General features: G+C 59.4%; 17 protein-coding genes. 10 read left to right on the top strand and 7 right to left on the bottom strand.

Annotated features, from left to right (window positions below):
- Positions 1-45 precede the first annotated feature (45 nt).
- Both gyrA and VNX23_RS20505 read right to left on the bottom strand, forming a co-directional pair.
- Positions 46-2766 carry a DNA gyrase subunit A gene (gene gyrA, locus VNX23_RS20510; RefSeq protein WP_325632989.1) on the bottom strand — a complete coding sequence of 907 codons (2721 nt, stop codon included), beginning with the start codon at positions 2764-2766 and terminating at the stop codon, positions 46-48.
- Between the two features lie 344 nt (positions 2767-3110).
- Positions 3111-3596 carry a single-stranded DNA-binding protein gene (locus tag VNX23_RS20505; RefSeq protein WP_325632987.1) on the bottom strand — a complete coding sequence of 162 codons (486 nt, stop codon included), beginning with the start codon at positions 3594-3596 and terminating at the stop codon, positions 3111-3113.
- A 450-nt stretch (positions 3597-4046) separates the two neighbouring features.
- Between VNX23_RS20505 and VNX23_RS20500 the strand changes: the two genes are divergently transcribed.
- The 6 genes from VNX23_RS20500 to VNX23_RS20480 all read left to right on the top strand — a co-directional run bounded on the left by VNX23_RS20500 (position 4047) and on the right by VNX23_RS20480 (position 12798).
- Complete coding sequence (locus VNX23_RS20500) at positions 4047-4784, top strand: outer membrane protein (protein WP_325632985.1); 738 nt, start codon at positions 4047-4049, stop codon at positions 4782-4784.
- Between the two features lie 248 nt (positions 4785-5032).
- Positions 5033-5821 carry an outer membrane protein gene (locus VNX23_RS20495; protein WP_325632983.1) on the top strand — a complete coding sequence of 263 codons (789 nt, stop codon included), beginning with the start codon at positions 5033-5035 and terminating at the stop codon, positions 5819-5821.
- A gap of 420 nt (positions 5822-6241) precedes the next feature.
- Entirely contained in the window at positions 6242-9331 is a 3090-nt protein-coding gene (gene uvrA / locus VNX23_RS20490; RefSeq protein ID WP_325632981.1) for an excinuclease ABC subunit UvrA, read from the top strand.
- Positions 9332-9342: 11 nt separating this feature from the next.
- Entirely contained in the window at positions 9343-9954 is a 612-nt protein-coding gene (locus tag VNX23_RS20485) for an inner membrane-spanning protein YciB (RefSeq protein WP_325632979.1), read from the top strand.
- A gap of 814 nt (positions 9955-10768) precedes the next feature.
- A complete protein-coding gene (locus VNX23_RS31100) occupies positions 10769-11125 on the top strand; it encodes an AAA family ATPase (RefSeq protein WP_414643038.1) in 357 nt (118 codons plus the stop codon).
- A gap of 41 nt (positions 11126-11166) precedes the next feature.
- Positions 11167-12798 (top strand): hypothetical protein, encoded by a 1632-nt coding sequence (locus VNX23_RS20480; protein ID WP_325632977.1) that lies wholly within the window; start codon positions 11167-11169, stop codon positions 12796-12798.
- Positions 12799-12814: 16 nt separating this feature from the next.
- Here VNX23_RS20480 and VNX23_RS20475 read toward each other — a convergent pair whose 3' ends face one another.
- A complete protein-coding gene (locus VNX23_RS20475; protein ID WP_325632975.1) occupies positions 12815-13153 on the bottom strand; it encodes a DUF6665 family protein in 339 nt (112 codons plus the stop codon).
- A gap of 196 nt (positions 13154-13349) precedes the next feature.
- On the opposite strand from VNX23_RS20475, the gene VNX23_RS20470 reads away from it, so the two are divergent.
- Positions 13350-14096 (top strand): C13 family peptidase, encoded by a 747-nt coding sequence (locus VNX23_RS20470; RefSeq protein ID WP_325632973.1) that lies wholly within the window; start codon positions 13350-13352, stop codon positions 14094-14096.
- A 115-nt stretch (positions 14097-14211) separates the two neighbouring features.
- On the opposite strand, the gene VNX23_RS20465 is transcribed toward VNX23_RS20470, so the two are convergent.
- On the bottom strand, positions 14212-14679 hold the full coding sequence (locus VNX23_RS20465) for a cache domain-containing protein (RefSeq protein WP_325632971.1): 468 nt from the start codon (positions 14677-14679) through the stop codon (positions 14212-14214).
- Between the two features lie 1015 nt (positions 14680-15694).
- On the opposite strand from VNX23_RS20465, the gene VNX23_RS20460 reads away from it, so the two are divergent.
- A complete protein-coding gene (locus tag VNX23_RS20460; protein WP_325632969.1) occupies positions 15695-16249 on the top strand; it encodes a hypothetical protein in 555 nt (184 codons plus the stop codon).
- Positions 16250-16285: 36 nt separating this feature from the next.
- Here VNX23_RS20460 and VNX23_RS20455 read toward each other — a convergent pair whose 3' ends face one another.
- Positions 16286-16462, bottom strand: a complete 177-nt coding sequence (locus VNX23_RS20455) for a hypothetical protein (protein ID WP_325632967.1) — start codon at positions 16460-16462, stop codon at positions 16286-16288.
- 268 nt (positions 16463-16730) lie between these two features.
- Complete coding sequence (locus VNX23_RS20450; protein ID WP_325632965.1) at positions 16731-17048, bottom strand: hypothetical protein; 318 nt, start codon at positions 17046-17048, stop codon at positions 16731-16733.
- Positions 17049-17257: 209 nt separating this feature from the next.
- Between VNX23_RS20450 and VNX23_RS20445 the strand changes: the two genes are divergently transcribed.
- Both VNX23_RS20445 and VNX23_RS20440 read left to right on the top strand, forming a co-directional pair.
- On the top strand, positions 17258-17533 hold the full coding sequence (locus tag VNX23_RS20445; RefSeq protein ID WP_325632963.1) for a GNAT family N-acetyltransferase: 276 nt from the start codon (positions 17258-17260) through the stop codon (positions 17531-17533).
- A 139-nt stretch (positions 17534-17672) separates the two neighbouring features.
- A complete protein-coding gene (locus VNX23_RS20440; protein WP_325633022.1) occupies positions 17673-17945 on the top strand; it encodes a GNAT family N-acetyltransferase in 273 nt (90 codons plus the stop codon).
- A 33-nt stretch (positions 17946-17978) separates the two neighbouring features.
- Here the strand turns inward: VNX23_RS20440 and VNX23_RS20435 are convergent, their stop codons facing one another.
- On the bottom strand, positions 17979-18770 hold the full coding sequence (locus tag VNX23_RS20435) for a fumarylacetoacetate hydrolase family protein (protein ID WP_325632961.1): 792 nt from the start codon (positions 18768-18770) through the stop codon (positions 17979-17981).
- Positions 18771-18785 lie beyond the last annotated feature (15 nt).

Below are 18785 nucleotides of genomic sequence, written 5' to 3'. Positions count from 1 at the left end.
AAGGATTTCCGCGATTCTCGTCTGAAGCGGAGGCTCGGTTGTCGCCTAGCCTCCGTTTCCGTTTTCGGCTTCCTCGCCAATGTGCTCGACCGAGACGACGTGCTCGTCTTCCGCCGTATCGAACACGATGACGCCCTGGGTCGAGCGGCCGGCGATCCGGATATCCTCCACGGGGCAGCGGATGAGCTGGCCCTTGTCGGTCACCAGCATGATCTGGTCGGAGTCCTCGACCGGGAAGGAAGCGACCAGCTTGCCGTTGCGGCTGTTGACCGACATCGCCACGATGCCTTTGCCGCCGCGCCCGGTCGTCCGGTACTCGAACGATGAGGTGCGCTTGCCGTAGCCGTTGACGGAGACCGTGAGCACCACCTGCTCCTGGGCCGACATCTCGACATAGCGCTCCGGGCTGAGCTGGATGGCGCTCGAGGCCTCCTCGGCGTCGGCGTCCGCGGCCTCCTCGGCCCCGGCCTCACCGGCGACCGCACGCCGCATCTTCAGATAGGCCGATCTTTCGTCCGACGTCGCCTCGACGTGCCGCAGGATCGCCAACGAAATCAGCTTGTCGCCTTCGGGCAGCGCGATACCGCGCACACCCATCGAGGTGCGTCCCGAGAACACCCGCACATCGGTGACGGCAAAGCGGATGCACTGGCCGCCGGCCGCCGTCAGCAGCACGTCGTCGTGCTCGGTGCAGATCTGCACGTCGACGATCGCCTCGCCGTCCTCGAGCTTCATGGCGATGATGCCGGAACGGCGGACGTCGACGAAGTCGGACAACTTGTTGCGGCGGACATTGCCGCCGGTGGTCGCAAACATCACGTCGAGATTGGCCCAGGAGGATTCATCCTCGGGCAACGGCATGATGGTGGTGATGCGTTCGCCCTGCTCGAGCGGCAGGATGTTGATGAGCGCCTTGCCGCGGGCGTTCGGCGCCGCCACCGGCAGTCGCCAGACCTTTTCCTTGTACACCTGTCCGCGCGAAGAGAAGAACAAGACCGGCGTGTGGGTCGAGGCCACGAACAGGCGGCTGACGAAATCCTCGTCGCGGGTCTGCATACCCGCCCTTCCCTTGCCGCCGCGCCGCTGCGCGCGATAGGTCGACAGCGGCACCCGCTTGACGTAACCGGCGTGCGAGACCGTGACCACCATGTCCTCGCGCTGGATCAGGTCTTCGTCCTCGACCTCGCCTTCCTGATCCATGATGACGGTCCTGCGCGGCGTGGCGAATTCGGCTCTCACCTCGGCAAGCTCGCTCTTGATGATGGCCTGGACGCGGGCGCGCGAACGCAGGATGTCGAGATAATCGTTGATCTCGACCGCAAGCTTGTCGAGTTCCTCGGAAATCTCCTCGCGGCCGAGCGCGGTGAGCCGCTGCAGGCGCAGATCGAGAATGGCCCTGGCCTGCTCCATCGACAGCCGCGCGGTGCCGTCTTCGGCAAGGCGGTGGCGGGGATCGTCGATCAGCGTGATCATCGCGGCCACGTCCCTTGCCGGCCAGTCGCGCGACATCAGGGTATCGCGCGCCGTATTGGGATCGGGCGAGGTGCGGATCACGCGGATGACCTCGTCGATATTCGCCACCGCAATCGCCAGACCGACCAGGATATGGGCGCGGTCGCGCGCCTTGCCGAGCAGGAACTTGGTGCGCCGCGTCACCACCTGCTCGCGGAAGGCGATGAAAACGGTCAGCAGGTCCTTCAGGTTCATCGTCTGCGGGCGACCGTTGTCGAGCGCGACCATGTTGGCCCCGAACGTCGTCTGCAGCGGCGTGAAACGGTAGAGCTGGTTCAACACGACATCAGCCATCGCGTCGCGCTTGAGCTCGACCACGACGCGGTAGCCCTCGCGATCGGATTCGTCGCGCAGGTCGGCGATGCCCTCGATTTTCTTTTCGCGCACGAGCTCGGCAATGCGCTCCACCATTGCGGCCTTGTTGACCTGGTAGGGGATCTCCGAGACGACGATCGCCTCGCGGTCCTTGCGGATAGTGTCGATCGAAACCTTGCCGCGCATCACGATCGAGCCCCGGCCAAGGTGATAGGCCGCACGGATGCCCTGGCGTCCGAGGATGATGCCGCCGGTCGGAAAATCCGGACCCGGAATGATGTTGATGAGGTCCTCGATCGACAGCCCGGGATTGTCGATCAGCGCGGTGCAGGCATCGACGACCTCGCCGAGATTGTGCGGCGGGATGTTGGTGGCCATGCCGACCGCGATGCCGCCTGCGCCGTTGACCAGAAGGTTCGGAAATTTCGCCGGCAGCACCACCGGCTCCCGGGCGGAGCCGTCATAATTGTCCTGGAAGTCGACCGTGTCCTTGTCGGTGTCGTCGAGCAAGGCCAGCGCGATCTTGGCCAGCCGCGATTCCGTGTAGCGCATCGCCGCCGGCGGGTCGCCGTCGACCGAGCCGAAATTGCCCTGCCCGTCGACGAGCGGAGCGCGCATGGAAAAATCCTGCGCCATGCGCACGAGAGCGTCGTAGATCGCCTGATCGCCGTGCGGATGATACTGGCCCATCACGTCGCCGACGATGCCGGCGGATTTCTTATGCTTCTTGTCCGGCGTGTAGCCACTCTCGTGCATCGCATAGAGGATGCGGCGGTGCACCGGCTTCAGACCGTCGCGCGCATCCGGCAGCGCGCGCGCCACGATCACGCTCATGGCGTAATCGAGGTAGGAGCGCTTCATCTCGTCGAGGATGGATACCGGACGAATGTCGGAGGGCGCCGGCGGCTCTCCGGGCTTGTTATCTTCGGTGTCAGACAAGGGGGAATCCGGTCAGTTTTTGATCGGGAATCATATAGCGCATCGACGCCTTCAAAACCACCTTTAACTGGCCGGGAAAAGCGGATTTTCCCTTCGTTTTTCCAGTGACTTAGCGGGCAGGCCGGCAGCGGTATTTCAGCTTGTAGAATCCGCTTCCGGAACCACGGCTGCAAAGCCCTTGAAGGCGCTACGAGGCCGCGCCCCGATGGCTTGCGCCGCACAGCATCGAACAGCGGTGCAAGGCTGATCCGAAACGCCCCAAACGGCTCAAGGCAGCAAACTTGTCGGCCACGATTCCAGCACTTGGCGGCCGGCACGCAGAACCAGCTTCCACTCCGCCCAGATCAGAACGGGATGTCGTCGTCCATGTCGCCGTTTCGCGCGCCCGCAGCAACGGCGCGACGCGGTGCCGAACTCGGCCCGCCGGCACCGAAATCGCCCCCCTGATCCTCGGCGGCGAAACTGCCGCCTCCACCACCGCGGCTATCGAGCATGGTGAGGTTGGAGTTGAAGCCCTGCAACACCACCTCGGTCGAATATTTGTCGGCGCCCGACTGGTCGGTCCATTTGCGGGTCTGCAACTGGCCTTCGATATAAACCTTGGCGCCCTTCTTCAGATATTGCTCCGCGACCTTGCAGAGGCCCTCGTTGAAAATCACGACCCGGTGCCACTCGGTCTTTTCCTTGCGCTCGCCGGTCGCCTTGTCGCGCCAGGTCTCGGAGGTCGCAACGCTGAGATTGGCGATCGGCCGCCCATCCTGGGTGCGCCGGATTTCCGGATCCTTGCCGAGGTTGCCGACCAGAATCACCTTGTTCACGCTTCCTGCCATCGCCGCTCTCCACTCGCATTCACCGGGACAATCGATGGTCCAGCCACCCGCTGGACTTCCCGTCCCGCTCAAAACCGTCTGTTTGACCCTATACGCTCGTCAGCGCCGGGAGCCCTTTGATCGGCCGGTCACCGGCCGGTTATCCACATATAGCATCTCGATCCCTGATGTTCCAGTTTTGTTCCGGCGAAAATCTGGCTGGGCCAAGCCACCGCGCCAAGGGCAGCAAGCCTGACCTGCGGGCTCCAGCCGGCGGGGGTGAAGCTTCGAAAAAGCTTACAATTCATTAACTTCGGCATGGTTCACCTTCTCCCTCGACTGTTGCATTTCGGAGACGGCTTTCGGCCTTCAATCAGGCTATAAACGGTGCCCAAGGACCGTCTGGCGCGGCCCTGGGTTTGAGGCGAAACGCTTCGAAAAAACGAAGCGAAGAAAAAGCCGGAGAACAGAATGAAGAGGTTTCTGCTGGGTGCGATTGCTCTCGTTGCGATGAGCGTCGCTGCGCCCGCTGCCGATCTTCCGGTCTACACCAAGACTCCAGTGTTGATGCCAGCGCTCTACGACTGGAGCGGCTTCTATCTCGGTTTGAACGGCGGCTGGGGCACTGAAAACCGCTGCTGGGATTCAATCTCGGCGAGCGGCGCCATCGTCGCTTCTGATGGATGCCGCAACACGTCCGGTGGCTTCGCAGGCGGCCAGATGGGCTATCGCTTCCAGACCGGCCCCTGGGTTTGGGGCCTGGATTTGCAGGGCGATTGGGCCGACCTCAAAGGCTCGAGCGCGAGCATCGTCAATCCCGGTTTCGTCAACCGCTCGCGCATGGATGCGTTTGGCCTCTTCACCGGCCAGATCGGCTACGCCTTCAACACGGCGCTGCTTTATTTCAAGGGCGGCGCGGCCGTCATTTCCGATCGCAACGACATCGTGTCCAACGGCACGGTCTTCGCGACCGCACCGGGCGACAACCGTTGGGGCGGCGCAGTCGGCCTGGGCGCGGAATTCACTTTCGCCCCGAACTGGTCGGCGGCGGTCGAATGGGATCATTTCTTCATCCCCAACAACAACACCACTTTCACCACGGTCGCTACCGGCACGCTCTTCAGCAGCGATCGCGTTCACGGCGATGCCGACATGGTCTCCGTCCGCGTCAATTATCGCTGGGGCGGCCCGGTGGTCGGGAAATACTGATCGCGATCAGGCATGTTGACGTGCAAAAGGCCGGCCTCGCGCCGGCTTTTTTCATGGCCGATTGGCGAACAGGTCGGACTCTGACGCAATGGTGAAGCCTCGGACGTCACTCTGCGCAAGAGTGTATCTTTCCTGACACAACATTTCCGGTTGTATGACGATATTGCTGCGCACCGCTTGGCTGCGGTGAAGCTGCGCCCGAATTCAATTCAGACCCGACGATACGAGCAAACCGGAGACGACGAATAATGAAGAAAGTTCTTGTGGGTATGGCCGCCATCACTGCGTTGAGCGTGGCCGTCCCAGCGCTTGCCGCCGATCTCCCTGCCCGCACCTACACCAAGGCTCCCCCGATCGTGGCGCCGGTCTACGACTGGAGCGGCTTCTACATCGGCATCAATGGCGGCGGCGCATCGAGCCACAATTGCTGGGATTTGACTGCCACCACCGGGGTTGGTGCAGTGCCACCGACCAGCGTGGGCTGCCACAACGCAACGGGCGGGCTCGTCGGCGGCCAGGTCGGCTACCGCTGGCAGATGACCAACTGGGTGTTCGGCGTCGAGGCGCAGGGCGACTGGGCTAACCTGAAGGGATCGAACATCAGCGGAATCGGAACCTTCGGCGGTCAACCATTCCTGAATCAAACCAAGATCGACGCCATTGGTCTGTTCACCGGCCAGATCGGTTATGCCTGGAACAATCTGCTCTGGTACGGCAAGGGCGGCGCGGCCGTCACGCGCGACACCTATAGCGGGATCTCGCAAATCGCCGTTGTCGGCTTCCCGGCGAATGCCGCTTTCGATACTGCCAGTAACACCCGCTGGGGTGGCGCCATCGGGACCGGCCTCGAATTCCGCTTCGCGCCCGGCTGGTCGGTCGCGGTCGAATACGACCACCTCTTCATGGGCAGCAGCAGCGCCAACCTCATCAACTTCATGGGCGGCTTCGATCGCACCATGCGCATCAAGCAGGATGTCGACATGGGAACGGTTCGCCTGAACTACACTTTTGGCAGCCCGGTCGTCGCAAAATACTGATCGCGACGAACACGCTTCGGTGCGAAAAAGGCCGGCCTCGCGCCGGCCTTTTAGTTTACGTGAATGCCTCGCGCGCGGCTGTGCTGCTGCCCGCTGCTGCCATGTTCCAGGCAATTTCGAACTATCCGTTGATGGTTCGTAACGAGCACTGGTGTCCCGATTCCGAAGTTCGTATGATTGCGCGGCATAGTGGCTTACGAACTTCGGAATCATAGGGACACCAGAGAGTTATGATTGCAGTGGGGTTTTGGATTTGAAGTTCCTATGAAGAGCAGCGGAGCCACTGATAGGAACTTCAAATCCAACACACTGGAAATCGTTTCCCGTTCTTCCTATGTTCCGACAGCACCACCCCACTGGCGTCTGATCGCTCTTTCCAAGCGACGCGCCGACCGCTGTCCCGCGCCTGGAAATGCCGATATGGACGAAGTGATCAAGGCCAAGCAGCGCCAACAGATGGCCGGCTCGAGTCTGCGGGCGATCAGCATTCGCGGCGCGCGCGAGCACAATCTGAAGAACATCGACCTGGAGATTCCGCGCGACAAGCTCGTGGTGTTCACGGGCCTCTCCGGTTCCGGCAAATCCTCGCTTGCCTTCGACACCATCTATGCCGAAGGCCAGCGGCGCTATGTCGAGTCGCTTTCGGCCTACGCGCGCCAGTTCCTGGAGATGATGCAGAAGCCGGACGTCGACCAGATCGACGGGCTTTCTCCCGCCATTTCGATTGAGCAAAAGACCACCTCGAAAAATCCGCGCTCGACGGTGGGCACGGTGACCGAGATCTACGATTACATGCGGCTGTTGTGGGCGCGCGTCGGCGTGCCCTATTCGCCGGCCACGGGTCTTCCGATCGAGAGCCAGACGGTGTCGCAGATGGTCGATCGCGTGCTGGCACTTCCCGAGGGCACGCGGCTCTATCTGCTCGCGCCGGTCGTGCGCGGCCGCAAGGGCGAGTACAGGAAGGAACTCGCCGAATATCTCAAGAAGGGATTCCAACGGGTCAAGATCGACGGCGTCTTTTACGAGCTTGCGGACGCGCCTGCGCTCGACAAGAAATTCCCGCACGACATCGATGTGGTGGTCGACCGCATCGTGGTTCGGCCGGATATCGGCCAGCGGCTTGCCGAAAGTTTTGAGACGGCGCTGAAGCTCGCCGAAGGGCTTGCGGTGATCGAGTTTGCGGATGGGCCCAGCTCTGCTGCACCTCCCCCTGAAAGGGGGAGGTCGACTGCGAAGCAGTCGGGAGGGGGTCAGACCTTCATGGATGACCCCTCCCCGGCGCTACGCGCCGACCCTCCCCTTTCAGGGGAGGGTGAAAAAAAGAAAGTCGCAAAGATCCACGACAGGAGCGGGCCAGAGCGGATTTTGTTTTCGGAAAAATTCGCCTGCCCGGTCTCCGGCTTCACCATTCCGGAAATCGAGCCGCGGCTGTTCTCGTTCAACAACCCCTATGGCGCCTGTCCTGCCTGCGGCGGGCTCGGCGTCGAACAGCATGTCGACGAAGACCTCGTCATCCCCGACAAGGAACTGACCTTGCGGCGCGGCGCGATCGCGCCTTGGGCCAGATCGTCGTCGCCCTATTACATCCAGACGCTGACCGCGCTCGGCAAGCATTACAAGTTTTCTCTCGACACCAAGTGGAAGGACCTGCCGAAGAAGACGCAAGCCGCAATCCTGCACGGCTCAGGCGAGGACGAGATCAAATTCTCCTACGAAGATGGCGTGCGCTCGTACGACACCAAAAAGCCGTTCGAAGGCGTGATCACCAACATCGACCGCCGCTATCGCGAGACCGAAAGCGAATGGGCGCGCGAGGAGCTCGGCAAGTATTTTTCCGACGTGCCCTGTGAGGCCTGCCACGGTTACCGCCTCAAGCCGGAAGCGCTGTGCGTGAAAATCGCGGATAAGCATATCGGCGAAATCTCCGATCTTTCGGTGCGCCGCGCCGGCGAATGGTTCGAGACGGTGCCAAAGGCGCTCAATGCCCAGCAGAACGAGATCGCGAGCCGGGTGTTGAAGGAAATCCGCGAACGGTTGTCCTTCCTGCTCGATGTCGGTCTCGGTTACCTGACGCTGTCGCGCGCCTCGGGCACGCTGTCCGGCGGGGAGAGCCAGCGCATTCGTCTCGCTTCGCAGATCGGTTCCGGGTTGACCGGCGTGCTCTACGTTCTGGACGAACCCTCGATCGGGTTGCACCAGCGCGACAATGCCAGGCTGCTCGACACGCTCAAACGCCTGCGCGATCTCGGCAATACCGTGATCGTGGTCGAGCACGACGAGGACGCCATTCGCCATGCGGATCATGTGCTCGACATCGGTCCCGGCGCCGGCGTGCACGGCGGCGAGATCGTGGCGCAAGGCACGCCCGCCGACATCATGCGCAGCCCGAATTCGCTGACCGGAAAATATCTCACCGGCGAATTGTCGGTGGAAATCCCGGAACGCCGGCCGCCGAACCACCGCCGCACCATCAAGGTGGTCAATGCCCGCGGCAATAATCTGAAGAACATCACGGCGGAAATTCCGTTAGGCCTTTTCACCTGCGTCACCGGCGTCTCCGGCGGCGGCAAGTCGACCTTGCTCATTGACACGCTTTACAAGTCTATCGCGCGAAAACTCAACAATGCCAGCGAAGGCGCCGCCCCTCACGACCGCATCGAGGGGCTGGAGCATATCGACAAGATCATCGACATCGACCAGTCGCCGATCGGCCGCACCCCGCGCTCGAACCCGGCGACCTATACCGGCGCGTTCACGCCGATCCGCGAATGGTTTGCGGGCCTGCCCGAGGCCAAGGCGCGCGGCTACGAGCCGGGCCGGTTCTCCTTCAACGTCAAGGGCGGCCGTTGCGAGGCTTGCGAGGGCGACGGCGTCATCAAGATCGAGATGCACTTCTTGCCCGACGTCTACGTCACCTGCGACGTCTGCAAGGGCAAGCGCTACAACCGCGAGACGCTGGAAGTGCTGTTCAAGGGCAAGTCGATTGCGGACGTGCTCGACATGACGGTCGAGGAAGCCGCCGAATTCTTCAAGGCGGTGCCGCGCGTGCGCGACACCTTCAAGACATTGCACCGCGTCGGCCTCGATTACATCCATGTCGGCCAGCAGGCCACCACGCTGTCGGGCGGCGAAGCCCAGCGCGTCAAGCTCGCCAAGGAGCTGTCCAAACGCGCCACCGGGCGGACGCTCTATATTCTGGACGAGCCGACCACGGGGTTGCATTTCCACGACGTGAAGAAGCTGCTCGAAGTGCTCCACGAGCTGGTGGCGCAGGGCAACACGGTGGTGGTGATCGAACACAATCTCGAGGTGATCAAGACCGCCGACTGGGTGATCGACCTCGGCCCCGAAGGCGGCGACGGCGGCGGCGAGATCGTCGCCTGGGGCACGCCGGAAGACGTCGTCAAGGCGCCGCGCAGCTACACCGGCAAGTTTCTCGAGCCCGTGCTGGCGAAAGCCGGCAAGCGCCGCAAGAGCGGCGGTGGCGGCGCCAGCGAGGCGGCGGAATAGCGGGGGTAGTCATGCGACTGTTTCTGAACGCCGCAAAACTGCTGCTCCTCGATCTGGCCTCGACCATCCTGTTTCTCATTGTGTTTCTTCTCACCGACAACATTCGTGCCGCTGTTGGTCTCGGCGTGGCCCTGGGGCTGGCGCAAATCGGCACCCAGTTTGCCCGCGGAAGACAAATCGAGACCATGGAATGGCTGAGCCTCTTTCTGGTCATCGCCTCCGGCACTACGGCGCTGCTCACCGATGACCCGCGCTTCGTGCAGTTCAAACCCAGCGCGATCTACGTGATCGTCGGCGTCGTGATGCTCAGGCCCGGATGGATGAATCGCTATTTGCCTCCCATCGCGCGGACGATAGTGCCTGATATTGCTTTAATTGTCGGCTTCTGTTGGGCCGGTCTGATGTTTGTATCCGCCGCGATAAATGCGTTCGTGGCCCTGAATTTCAGTCTGGTCACGTGGGCTTCGTTCATGTCGGTCTTTGGCATCGTCAGCAAGCTCGCGCTGTTTCTCGCCGGGTTCGCCGCTATGCGCCTGATTGGCCGACGTCGGATGCGCGCCATGCCGGCACCTGAACGCGATGCTCTGTTGGCGTCGATGCAATTGCAGTCCGGCAGCGCGTAGCGCGTAGCCCGCATGAACGAAGTGACATGCGGGTTCGGAAGGAAACCCGGATGTCGCTGCGCTCATCCAGGCTACGCTTTGTTTGTCATTCCGGGATGCGCCGTGAGGCGCAGACCCGGAATCCATTTCTCCCAGCATTACGTGGCTGGATGGATTCCGGGTTCGCTCGTTCCACTCGCGCCCCGGAATGACGGCAAGGGAAAACTTGCTTCGTCGCCTTGCTCCTTTCGCAATGGTGAGTTCACGTTTCGCTCACCCCTCCCCGATCGCGGCCTCGACGAATCCCCTGGGATCGTCAAAAAAGCTCGCGCAAGGTGGGTTTTGCTTCGCTCCACCCACCCAACGATTCGTCTTATTGAATCGCTTTCGCTAGCGCTCGCGATGACGGTGTGACAGCTCAGTTCGTCATGGCCGGGCTTGTCCCGGCCATCCACGCCTTGTCGCAACGGGATGAAAGTAAGACGTGGATGCCCGCGCCAAGCGCGGGCATGACGGGAAAGGTTAGGGTCGGTCGTCGGATCGGCGGGCGTGAACTCGCCTGATCATTTCAGCCCGTTGGATGGGTTGAGCACTTGCGAAACCCATCGCTTGCGACATTTGATGGGTATCGCTGTGCTCAACCCACCCTACAGACTGATCTCGTACTAGTAGCTAAATTCTATGTTGCTCGCGTGGCGCGAGTTCCCTAGGATAAGTTGTTATAAATGGGGGCTTCGAGCTGCGGCTCCTCGCCATCCATCTGATCTTGTTGAAAAAGTCGAGCGCCGCTCAGACGGCAACCGTCCTTTATGCAGCTAAGTGTTGGGGCAACTAAATGCATCTTGAGTCATTTCGGATTCAGAACTTTAGATCAATCAAGGATAGCGGAGATATCCAAACATCACGCATAACGGCCCTTCTTGGACGCAATGAAAGTGGAAAATCAAACTTATTGTTGGGTCTCAGAACCCTAAATCCAGCCGAGGGCTTCGCTGAACTAAACCGTACCAAGAATTTCCCACGGCATCGAAGATTAAGCGAATGCACTGCTGATACCCAGGTCGTATCATCGCGATGGAGTCTTACAACTAAGGAGCAAGCCGAACTCGTTAAGCTGTTACCAAACGCCAGCAAAGTGAAACACGTTGAGGTTGGGAGGTGTTATGCAAGAAGCGAACGGTCGGTTTCATAGATCTCGCCCCAATTGCTTTTGATACCGCTGCAATAAAAGCCATGGCTTCAGTTATTACTCTGGCGATAAGGACGGCAGCGGGCGCACTTGACGTAGCCAAACAGACATCAATCGGCGCCGCTTTGCTTCAGTTTGAGAAAGCTTCAACCGCGTTTGAAAGCAAGGAGAAATGGGCGTCCAATTTTACGTCCGCGCAAGGCCCTCTTAACGAGAGCCTTAGAGAGGCCGGCATGTCAATGCCTGAGGCCGGCGCCAAGGCAGTTAAAGAATTATTACAGCTCGCGGAACGCTTGGCCTCCTACCAAGACGATGAGCAAAAGGCTCGAGACTGGATCGTTGGAAGGTTGCCTATCTTCATTTTTGTTGACGAATATCCAGAACTAAACGGACACCAAAATATCGCGCAATTCCTTCAACGTAAAAGTAATAACACGTTGAGCGAAGCGGAGAAGAATTTTGAGAAATTATGTAAGGTCGCCGGGATCGATCCAGCACAATTACACTCGTTGCAAGGCGAAGGAAAGTACGAAGAAAGAAACCTAATAGCGAACAGAGCAAGCGCCGTAGTAACAGGTGAAATCCGGAGACTTTGGAAAGATCGTCAGTTGAAGGTGCGCTTCAGTCCTGACGCTGAGCACTTCGAGACCTTGATATCTGATCCTACGCAGGTCTTCGACGTCGAAGTGAATTTAGATGAGCGAAGCCGAGGACTTCGATGGTTCTTTTCTTTCTACATTACGTTTTCGGCTGACACGAACGGAGGGGCGGCAGAGAACGCGATCTTGCTGTTGGACGAGCCGGGGCTATTCCTACATATAGAATCGCAAAAGGATTTGCAGGCTCACTTCGAACAGGACTTTGATAATCAAATTCTCTACACGACGCATTCGCCGTTCATGATTCCCATTCAGACTTTGGATCGCCTAAGAACCGTTACGATTTCTGAAGAAGATGGCACCGTAGTTACCAATAATCCAACAGGTGACGGCCGCACGCTCGCTCCGATTAGGGCCGCGTTGGGATACTATTACGCCGACAGCCTGTTCATCGGGCCAAATAACCTAGTTGTTGAGGGTGTCACCGATTGGTGGATTTTAGAGGCTGTTTCAAAACATTTCGTGGCCGCGGGGAAGGAGGGATTGCCTCCTAGACTTGCATTGCCACCTGTGGATGGCGCGCCCAAAGTCCCCAATATGGTGAGCTTACTAACGGCCCAAAAACTCATAGTCATGGCGCTACTCGATGATGATAGTCAGGGACGTTCAATTCGTGATGAAATGATCAAGTCGCGGTTACTGCGCGACGAGCAGGTAATCTTGATTTCAGAAGCGTTCGATTCCACGAAACCGCCTGAAGCAGACATTGAAGACTTGCTTGACCCGACAATTTTTGAAGACTTGGCTAGAGATGCTTATTCTAAAGAGCTTCAAGGCAAGACACTTGATTTGAACAGCAATATTCCTCGTATCGTGAAGCGGTTTGAGGACGCGTTTCAGCGGGTGGGATTGACATTTCATAAGACGCGAACCGCCGGCCTATTTTTTCGGCGGATGGCCGTGAATCCGACTAACCTTATGATCGGAGATTCAGTAAAGCGATTTGAACGCTTATTCGCGACGATTAAGGCGCGGCTAGAAAAGGTCATCGATCGCGGGAGCGATCCATTTCACTAGCTGGCGAAGCAGCTACTTAGCCCGAAGGGCGATGATATAGCCCCATGTGCTGCTGCACCTCGTCCGGCACGTTATAATCACGCATGACGGCGCGGCTGTCGCGAAGGCCGCACGCCTCTCGCTGCACCACGAGCATCCAGAGCGCGTGGCCGGCCTCCATCACCAGAGCACGTCGCAACTGCCGCAGCGATGCCTCCGCGCGCGGACGCGGATGGGCAGCATCGAACTCGGCCAGCCTGGCGAGAACGGCTTCCAGCGCCCGCCCCATCCGCCCGAGCGCAACCGCCTGTTCCTGGACGATTTCATAGTCGAGAACGTCGGCGGGAATGCGATGAAGGCGGAGATCGCGGGACATGGCTTATGCATAGCGTCACTGGGGTCGCATCCGCAACCTGTCAAGCCTTCAAATCGACGCGTCGAAGCGGCGAAACGTGGCTGTAGAAGTGGGGTTCCGAACCATAGAAATTCGCCGTGGTTCCGCTATTTTTGCAGTTTCGCTATTTTCAATCCGCCGCAGGTCCCAAAGCGGCGCGCTCGAAATGAGGTTTCCCATGTTCTCCGGGTCCTGGATCAGGCGGCTCGGCGCGCCGCTCGTCGCTTTTATTTTGATCATCGCCCCGCCGGTTTCGCCGGCACACGCTGTTGAGGTGGCTCGAAAGGTTGGTGTGGTGTCCTTCGGCCTTTTCGGCGATCAAGGCGTGTTCAGAAATGAGGCGATCGGCGCAGCCCAGGTCATGACGGACCGTTTCGAGACTGGCCCGGTCGACGTGCGGTATAATTCCAGGAAAGGCGGAAATGCAACGATCGAGGCCCTGGCGACGTCGTTGCAGACTGCAGCCAATGGCCTCGATGCCGAGAAAGATGTTCTGTTTTTGATTCTCACGTCGCATGGCTCTCCCGAAGGCCTTGCCATCAAGGCGGGGCGGCTCACGCAGACGCTTACGCCGTCTCGTCTCGCTGACATGCTCGCGAGAACGGGCGTCCGGCACAAGGTGGTGGTCATCTCGGCTTGTTATTCCGGGGTCTTCATCCCGCGCCTCGCCAATCCCGACGTGCTGGTGATCACCGCGGCCGATGCCAACCATCCGTCGTTCGGCTGTCAGGACAAGGCCAGGTGGACCTATTTTGGCGACGCTTTTTTCAACGTGGCGCTCCGCCAGGCCGCAAGCCTGAAGGACGCGTTTGTCGAGGCGCGCACGCTGGTGCGGAAGCGAGAACTGCATGAGCATTTCGAACCGTCGAATCCTCTGATGGCAGGAGGCGCAAACGTGCAGCCATTGCTTGTTGTGCGCCCCTGAACGAACCCAGCGAGCGCGCAAGCCTGTTGCTTGTGGGGAGCATTCGAGAGGATAGCCGGAGACTGAACTTCCATTCCGGACAATCGATGCCCGGCGACGAAGCGGGCCAACAACCTTATTTGTAGTAGGCCACTCCACACGCCTGATCGCCTATGCGCGTTTCAAATGATCGCTTCGGAACGGGTTCAGTCGAACCGGGCTTTGGAAACATATAATCGAATGTACTGACACCCCCCTGCGCTGCGTTCTTGACGGTATCGAATGCGCGCTGTCCGAACGGATCGTCCTTGAACTTTAGATCGCGCACGTCCGTGTTCATGATCGCAGGGTTTGGATGGGCCGTGAACTTGCCATCAGACATGTTGTAGCAGAAAACATAAATGTCGCGGTCATGGTATTCCTTGTTGCTCTTATCATTGAAAGCACTCAAGGCCGCCGCCTCGTTTGCCTTGAGTGCACGAACGGCTCGATCAAACATCGCTTTGGCTTCGGCTTCCGACCCGGTTTGTTGGGCGACGGTTAATCCGCCACTCCACAACAATGCCCCTGCAACTAATGCAGCCGCAATTGTACCTCTCGGCATTGCACTCCTCCCTGACTTTCAGCAATGACACAGCCAGCCAAGTGTGGCGGTTCAGAAGGTCCGCATCATTGTAGCCTGCGAGTTCGTCTTGCGAACTTCGGAATCGGGACACTGCATCACACGCTCACTATCGCACGATACCATCCATCAACGACGGCGCGCAGGCATTGAGCGAAGCGCGTCGTCGATCGAACAGCGGCAGAAGATGATCCCGCTGCTTCCGCGCGCTTAAGGGGCTCCGATGCCGCGTCACTCCGCCGCGTCGATGCCGGATTTGTGAGCATTCTTTGGTCTGGCACTGGCCTTGAAAGCCGTCAAAGCGGGCAAAATCCCGTGCGCGCAAAAACGATTTCTTCAAGCAGTTTCTAGCTGTCCAGTCCCGGACGGAAAAATTTTTCGCTTCCAGTTCCGGCCAAATCACCGGCTATTTCGATGCATCCCGCCTCGACAAGAGGGGCGTACGCGTCGTCACGGACGTTGGGCGCGGGATGCGATGGACGCGCCATGTCGGCGGACGAACGGCAATGAGCGCGGACGGCGAAGTCGTGTGGTACCAGTGCCGCCGATTTGAAGTTTCTGCGAAGGTTGCGGCGAGTCTGCGACAGAAACTTCAAATCGTAAGCGGCACTGAAATTTTGAATTTGCTCTAGTGCCCTTAGCTTTCCGAAGTTCGTGAAGGAAGGCGCTGCACGGGTGGACGAACTTCGGAAAGCGGGCACTAGCCGTCCCGATGCTGGTGTCAAGTTGGCGACGGTGCTCTCGCATCGCGCCGATGACGGGGGCAAGAAAGCCCGGTCCCCGGGAAGAGCACGAAGGAAACCGTTAACACCATCGCGCAGGGAATGCCGGTGATTTGGCTGTACCTGTGGTGACTTAGGCTCATGTGCTTTTTTCATTAGCACGTGAGGCTGCGGGTGCCGCTTAAGCACCCGGCAATTCCCTGCGCCCTCTATGGGCGGACGGATTTGTGCAAGACTCGGGCGGATCACGCTGCGAGAATGTAGAAGTGTGGCTTATGCGCGTCATTGCGAGCGTAAGCGACTTGTCCGCGGCAGCTTTAGCGAAGACGGAAAGCAATTCAGACTTCTTCCGCGTCGTCATTCCGGGGCGCGAGTGTAACGAGCGAGCTTTGATGTGCAATTGCACATCAGAGAATCCATTTCTCCGCAGAGTTTGTGGCGTGATGGATTCCGGGGTCAGCCCTGCGGGCTGCCCCGGAATGACGAAAGGCTGTTTGACATTCGAATCTGAAAGCGATCGGCTCTTTTCGCCCATCGCGCGCGAGCTGATCTGCTGGCGTGGTGCGCCGAGAGCGCCAACCTCACCTTGCGCATCCGAACTTTCTGATCCAGGTCAAGGCGCCCGAATGGCCCCGTCCGACAATTTGGCCATGGAATGGAAGCCGATCATCACCGCGCCATTCGACCGCGACCTTGAGCTTGCCATCATCGATTACGACGGCACCCATGCGCTCGCGTTTCCATGTCGCCGTTTTCTCCACGGCTGGATCAATGCCGAGACCAAAAAGCTGCTCGATAATTTGCGGCCGACACACTGGCGCGAGTGGTAACTACCAACCGGGAAAATGCCAGACTAGGTTTTACAACTAGGATTTACTCTTCTCGAAGTTCTTGTCAGACGAGCGAGTAAGCGTAACCAGCTTCGCCTCTTCTTCCGCAAGCAGTTGGATGATCTGCCGCCGGGTTTTCTCGTCTTGCTCAGTGAGCAGCTTCCGGCGGAAGTGCTCGATGTTCATTTGCGCGACGTACACACACTGGTCCATGACGACCTCGCCCTGCGCTGGTCTGGACGGAAAATTGTTACTCTCATGATGGAGAAAAGCAAGCGACCTCTCTTCAAAGAGAAAAATACGAATTGGCGACAACCAATCCCGGCTGAAATGCACCGCTAATCGCGGGATTCGCTCCAGGCGCGCGCTTCACATTCCGGGAGCGTGCCGAGCCGGCGGACCACGTTGCGAATTGCGGCAGAGCGTCGATGGTATCGAGATAGGCGACGGCGAACCGCGGGTTGCCCCGACCTCCATTTGCTCACCTGCGTCCCGTCCACCATCCCGCCGCGATCAGCACCAGGCCGGCGATGGCGGCGACGATGCCGTGCTTGCTGTGCACGCGCGTCAGCCCGGCCTCGTGACCCGGCATGAAAGTGGGCAATTGATCCGCGGGCACGGTAAAATACACGCCAGCCACGACAAGAAGAATCACGCCGAGGAGAACAAGGATGAGCTTCATGTTGAAATTTCCTTTTGCGATTAGAGCATGATCCGGACGCGAAGGCCGCGTTAGCGCGAAGTGGAAACCGGTTTTCCCTTGGCTAACAAACGCATAACGCGTTTGCGCGGCGATCATGCTCATACAAAGAGATGAGATCATGATGCGATTCCGCTTAATCGCATCATGATCTGGCGACGCCGGCCTTTGGTCGCCTTCCGGCAGGCTTGAACCCGATCCATTGGCGTTTGTTAACGGGGGCCACCGATCTCGTTCTCCAGAATTGAGGCCTTGCCCCCGCCATCGCCACACCTATGCTTTGCCTAACCAAACCGGAAGACGCAGGCATGACCGACGTCGTGAACAACAAGGCCCATCATCGTTTTGAACTCACCGTCGATGGCCACCTCGCCGCGACCTATTACAGGATTTCGGGTGACGTGATCACCTTCGTTCATACCGAGGTCCCGAGTGAACTCGGCGGCAAGGGCATCGGGTCGAAACTGGTGAAGGGCGCGCTCGACCAGGTGCGCAGTGAAGGCCTCAAGCTGGTCGCCGAGTGCCCGTTCGTGAAGGGTTACATCGACAAGCACCCCGAATATTCGGCTCTTCTGAAGGCTTGAAATCTCCAGCGCGGCCTGGCCGGGGCCAGCGGGGGATCGAGCTCCTATCAAGGATTTTTGATGGTTAGTCGCAGCTTTGCGTCACCCCTTCACATCGCTTAAATAAGCCGGTGAAATACTCCTGCAAAAAGCTTCCATGATGGCCCCCGTCCGCGACAACAAGGCACAAAGCCGTTTCGAACTCGACGTCGATGGCGGGATTGCCTTTGCCAACTACCGCCTCACGCCCGATGCGGTCATTATTACCCACACCGAGACCCCGCGAAGCCTTCGTGGCCGCGGCATCGCCTCGCTGCTGGTGGAAGGTGCGCTCGACTTGATCCGCGCCGACGGACGCAAGGTGATCGCGGGGTGCAGTTTCGTGGCGAATTACCTGCGCAGGCATCCCGAACACGAAACCATGGTAGGCTGAGCCGACGGGGTCGACGCGGACTTAATCGATGCTTCAGACGATCCGGATCGACATGTCCGGCAGGCCGTCGAGCTTGCACAACAGCACGTCGCCCTTGACCACCGGACCCACATTTTCAGGCGTGCCCGAATAGATGATGTCGCCGGCTTTCAATTCGAAGGCTTCCGACAGTTTGGCGATCTGCTCGGCGACGCTCCAGATCATCTTGTCGAGATCGGAGGCCTGCCGAACCGTGCCGTTGACGGCAAGCGAGATCGCGCCTTTGGTCAGATGGCCGCTCTTCGTCACCGGATGGATCGGACCGATCACCGCGGCGTGGTCGAAACTCTTGCCGATCTCCCAGGGCTTTTTCTCGGCGGCCATGCCGTTTTGCAGATCGCGCCGCGTCATGTCGAGGCCGAGGGCATAACCATAAACGTGCTCGAGCGCTTTCTCCGGCGAAATATTGCTGCCGCCCGATTTCAATGCTGCCACCAGTTCGACCTCATGGTGGTAGTTTTTGGTGAGCGAGGGATAGGGATGATCCGCCACTTCGCCCACCGCGACATACTGGATCGCATCGGTCGGCTTCTGGAAGAAGAACGGCGGCTCGCGGGTAGGGTCGGATCCGCGTTCGATCGCATGCGCGGCGTAGTTGCGGCCGATGCAATAGATACGGCGGACCGGAAACACGTCCTTCTCGCCTGCGATCGGGATTGTGACTGCGGGGACGTCGAAAATCGGTTTTGCGCCTGATTGCGCCTGCGCCGGACCGTTTGTTGTCGCGGCGCCCGCCAATGCCAGCGCGCCCGAGGCGAGAATGGCCCTGCGGTCAACGGTTTCCATGGGTGCTCCACTCTG

Source organism: Bradyrhizobium sp. (assembly GCF_035570375.1).
Taxonomy (GTDB): Bacteria; Pseudomonadota; Alphaproteobacteria; order Rhizobiales; family Xanthobacteraceae; genus Bradyrhizobium.
This window is presented reverse-complemented; position numbering and strand designations above follow the sequence as displayed.